The sequence below is a fragment of the Faecalibacterium sp. genome (assembly GCF_052358865.1).
Taxonomy (GTDB): Bacteria; Bacillota; Clostridia; order Oscillospirales; family Ruminococcaceae; genus Faecalibacterium; species Faecalibacterium butyricigenerans.
Genome location: NZ_DAWCVJ010000120.1, coordinates 1 through 4,705 on the forward strand (window position 1 = coordinate 1; position 4,705 = coordinate 4,705).

Annotated in this window: 2 protein-coding genes; both read left to right on the forward strand. The window is 63.7% G+C overall.

What is annotated here, in order from left to right; all coding sequences use genetic code 11:
* The first annotated feature begins 203 nt into the window (after positions 1-203).
* A complete protein-coding gene (locus tag ACT8X9_RS12825) occupies positions 204-3,548 on the forward strand; it encodes a DEAD/DEAH box helicase (RefSeq protein ID WP_444269249.1) in 3,345 nt (1,114 codons plus the stop codon).
* Positions 3,545-4,540 carry a C40 family peptidase gene (locus tag ACT8X9_RS12830; RefSeq protein WP_444269250.1) on the forward strand — a complete coding sequence of 332 codons (996 nt, stop codon included), beginning with the start codon at positions 3,545-3,547 and terminating at the stop codon, positions 4,538-4,540. The genes ACT8X9_RS12825 and ACT8X9_RS12830 overlap by 4 nt, the downstream gene beginning before the upstream one ends.
* The last annotated feature ends 165 nt before the right edge of the window (positions 4,541-4,705 follow it).

A 4,705-nucleotide genomic window follows, 5' to 3' on the forward strand; every position in this document is an offset into this window, starting at 1 on the left:
GGTAGTCGCCGACTTGAATATGCCGCTCTGAGAGTTCTCAGGGCGGTTTTCTTTTTGCTCAGCAGCTGAAAGAAAATCTGTAAAAGCATCCCGCACGTTTTACCGAGAGCGTGCGGGACTTTTTTCGTCCAAAGCTCTTGCATCTGGCCTGCGGGTGCGGTATGCTTAACCAATAGAACGCTTGGGAGAGGGAGGGCAGAGGCATGGACAGAGAAGAGATCCGCTATCTACTGGGTAGCACGATCTATGCGCGGGCCAAGGCATACGAAAACCGGGTGCAGGGGATGGAATGTGAGACGGCGGAGAACGGCGTGCGTCATCTGAGCGCCGACGTGCGGGGCAGTGGCCGGAATATCTACCGTACACAGGCATGGCTGCGTCAGAACGGAAGCTTTGTCAGCGCGAGTTGCACCTGCCCTTTCAATGAAAACGGCGAAGGCCCCTGCTGCAAGCACATCGGTGCGCTGCTGCTGAAGGATACAGCCGAACCGGAAGAAAAAGCTGCGCCGAAGCCAGAAAAACGCAGGGCGCTGGATATTCCGGGTGTGCAGCGGGGGACGGAATTTGCCAAGGAGGCCGCAGCCCGGAAGGACAGCTATGCCTCCGGACTTGAGATGCTGTTCGGCAGGAAATGGCGGGGCGACGAGCCGGTGTCAGATCTGCAGGCGCAGGAGCTTCTCCGGGCCTATCAGGAAGACGCGCTGGCCGAGGTGGAGAGCCTGACGGCCTCGGACAGCCAGCAGAGAGGCTTCGCGGAACTGGAACCCGAACTCATTCTGGACTACTCCGGACAGCCGCCGCTGCTGCGCCTCCGCATTTCGGACGGCGGGCGGCAGTATGTCGTAAAAAGCATCCCGGAACTGCTGACGGCTATCGAGAAAGAGCGGAGCGTCAGCTACGGCAAAACGTTGGCCTTTGTCCACCGGTGGGACGCCTTTACCTCCGAGGCACAGAAAATTCTGACCCTGCTCCGCCGCCAGCAGGACACCGTGAAGAGCGTGGAAGCCGCCACAGGCCACCCGACCCGCAGCATCGCAAATGGCCCCGCTGGAAGTGTGCCGCTGTCGGGTGAGCTGCTGGACGCGCTGGCGGCCCTGTACGAGCCGAGGGGCGAGGTGGGCGGCTATGAGCTGCGCAAGGGCCTGCCCCCGCTGACCCTGAAGGTCGAGAAGAAGCGGGGCGGCGTGCACATCGTGGTGGAACCAAGCCTGCACACCCTGCAAGGCCTCGACTACAGCTATCTTTATAATGAGGACACCATCTGGAAGCTGGAACGGGCCGATGCGGCCCGGCTGCTGCCCGCGCTGAATGCGCTCTGCGGCAGCGGGCTTTTCTTCACCAGCAAGGACGCGGTATCCTTCTGCAGCTTTGTGCTGCCGGAACTGGGCCGAAAGCTTACCATCGAGGACCCCGACCGGCTGCTGCTGAATCAGATCCCCCTCGAGCCGGTGGTGCAGTTCTATCTGGATGCGCCCCACATGGGGGCCATCCGCGCTCACCCGGAGTTTTTGTACGGGGAGGATAAGGTGACGCCCTTTGCGGCTCCGGCGGATCTGCTGCGGGACGCCCGGGCAGAGCGGCGGGCGGGGCGGCTGCTTCAGACCTATCTGCCCCAACAGACCGATACCAGCCCCGCGGAGTACGGCACGGACGACGAGGATACCCTTGTCACCTTCCTTGAAGAGGGCGTGCCGGCCCTGCTGGCAGAGGGCGAGGTCTACCTCAGCGATGCATTCCGCGACCTGCAGGCCGCGCCGCCGAAGATCTCGGTGAGCGTGTCGGTGCAGGGCAGCGTGCTGGATCTGGAGGTGGACACCGGCGAGTTCCCGGTGAGTGAGCTGAAGGCCCTGCTGAAGTCGCTCCACCAGAAAAAGCGATACCACCGCCTGCGGGATGGCCGCCTGCTGCGGCTGGACGACTCGCTGGAAGTGCTGGACGAGCTGAACGAGACGCTGGAGCTTTCCGGCGCAAAGCTGGGCCAGAGCCACGCCCGGCTGCCCATTTACCGTGCACCCAGCCTAGACTGGGCGCTCTCGGGTCAGACCGGCGTGCGGTTCGACCGGGACGACGCCTTCCGGCGGATCAGCCGGAGCTTCCACGCGGTCAAGGACAGCGAGTATGCCCCGCCTGCCTCGCTGCAAAAGACCCTGCGCAAGTACCAGCGGGACGGCTACCGCTGGCTGCGGACGCTGGACAGCTACGGGATGGGCGGCATCCTCGCCGATGATATGGGTCTGGGCAAGACGGTGCAGGTGCTGAGCTACCTGCTGGCGATGAAGCAGAGCGGCCAGACTGAGAGCAAAGGGCTGCTGCCCAGCCTCATCGTCTGCCCGGCCTCGCTGGTGCTGAACTGGGCCGAGGAGTGCCGGAAGTTCACGCCGGAGCTGACCTGCGTGGTGGTGGATGGCGACGCAGCCCACCGGGCTGCGCTGACTGAGAGCTGGCCCGCCGCCGACCTCGTGGTGACGAGCTACGACCTGCTGCGCCGGGATGAGGCTCTTTACGAGGGGCAGGAGTTCTACGCCTGCATCCTCGATGAGGCGCAGGCCATCAAGAACCACACCACCCAGAAATATAAGGCCGTCTGCAAGGTGCGCAGCCGGGTACGGTTCGCCCTCACCGGCACGCCGGTGGAAAACCGGCTGGGCGAGCTTTGGAGCATCTTTTCCTTCCTGATGCCGGGCTATCTGCCGCCCTATAAAAGCTTTTGCAGCCGGTTCGAGAAGCCCATCGTGCAGGAAGAGGATCAGACGGCTGTCCGGCGGCTCAACCAGCTGACCGGCCCCTTCATCCTCCGCCGGATGAAAGCGGATGTGCTGAAGGAGCTGCCCCCCAAGACCGAGAACGTCTACCGCATCGAGCTGGAAGAAGAGCAGCGGAAGCTCTATCTGGCTGCGGTGGTGGACGCTAGGGAGAAGCTGCGCGCCGCAAAGCCGGAGGACAAGATGGCGGTGTTCGCTGTCCTCATGCGGCTGCGGGAGATCTGCTGCGACCCGCGCCTTATCGCGGACAACTGGGAGGGCGGCAGCGCCAAGCTGGATGCTTGCGTGGAGCTGATCTCCGGCGCCGTGGAGGGCGGCCACCGCATCCTGCTGTTCAGCCAGTTCACCTCCATGCTGGAGCTGCTGGCAAAGCGTCTGGATGCCGAGGGCATCAGCCACTTTACCCTCCAAGGCTCGACGCCGAAGCCGGTCCGGGCGGAGCTTGTCCGGAGGTTCAACGGCGGCGAGGTGAGCGTCTTTCTCATCTCGCTGCGGGCGGGCGGCACGGGCCTCAACCTGACGGCGGCGGACATCGTCATCCACTACGACCCGTGGTGGAATGTGGCCGCGCAGAATCAGGCCACCGACCGCGCCTACCGCATCGGACAGCAGAACCCGGTGCAGGTGTATAAGCTCATTGCACAGGACACCATTGAAGAAAAGATCGTGGAATTGCAGCAGGCCAAGCAGTCGCTGGCCGACACCGTGACCGGCACCGCCGATGGTGCCATCCTCTCGATGCGGCCGGACGAGCTGCTGCAGCTGCTGGAAGGGAGCGAAGGATGAAATACGCATTGTTTTCGGTGCCGGTGGGCACCATTTACGACCTGCCCCAGACCATCAAAGAGGGCGAGGCGGGGTTTGTCTCCACCATCGGGGATGAGGGCCTGTACGGGCAGGCCTGTCAGGTGCGGACTGCGCCCGGCGGCGTGACCACCGCCGGCGTCCTGCTGCCGCCGGATGTGGCCGAGGTGGTCAGCTTTTACGGCTATCACGGCTATGTGAACCAGCGGGAGCTGCAGTTCGTCCGAGAGGAGGAGCTGTGGGAGTATCTGGGGGCAGACCTCGTTCTCGTGGGCCGGGCCACGGACGTCCTCAGCCTGCCGAAGGTGCAGGGGGTGCGGATGCTGGAGCTGGAGCGGGGCGGCGTCCTCCGCCGCCAGCACGAGACCGCTGAAGAGGCCGAGGCCCACAAGGGCTGGGCAAAGGTTCTGCTGACCGATGGCCGGACGGGCTACGTCCGGGATGTGGCACTGGAGCCGGTGCGGTACGAGATGACGGCGGTGTTCTCCCAGAGAGAGGGGCTGGCCTTCAACGACGTGCTGGCTGAGGCGCTGACCACGACGGCCGAGCGGCTGGTGCCCGACGCCGTGGCCCGCTGGTACGGCGGCAGCGAGGATGCCTTCCGGGCTGCGGTCTGTGCACAGGCGAAGAAGTATAGGGGCACCGAGTACCGCTGGGGCGGAAAGTCGGGCCGGGGCATTGATTGCTCAGGACTCGTCAGCAGTGCCTATATGCAGTGCGGCGTCCTCATCTACCGGGACGCCAAGATCGTCGAGGGTTGGCCGATGCATGAGGTGGCGTTCGAGGACAAGAAGCCCGGCGACGCCCTCTTCTTCCCGGGCCATGTGGCCCTCTATCTTGGGGAAGGGAGATATATCCACTCCACCGGAGCCGCAGTCAGCGGCGGGGTGGTCATCAACAGCCTTGAGCCGGAGGATCCGCTGTATCGAGACGATCTGGTCAAGAGCTTATATGCGGTGGGAAGTGTTTTCTGAAAACGGCGTTTTGCGCGCTGGTGGCGCGGGAGTAGAGCGCGGTTACGCGGGGCTAAGTTTTTATTTTCTTATGAACGGCTTCGCGCGCCTGTGCGCGGGGCAGAGCGCTGTTACGCTAGGTTAATGTTCTCTTTTGCGTGCCAAAAGAGAACCAGAAAAGCACCC

Bases quoted from the DNA above. Each gene is read 5' to 3' on its own strand.
- ACT8X9_RS12830 (WP_444269250.1), top strand. From the start codon at position 3,545: ATGAAATACGCATTGTTTTCGGTGCCGGTGGGCACCATTTACGACCTG.
- ACT8X9_RS12825 (WP_444269249.1), top strand. From the start codon at position 204: ATGGACAGAGAAGAGATCCGCTATCTACTGGGTAGCACGATCTATGCG.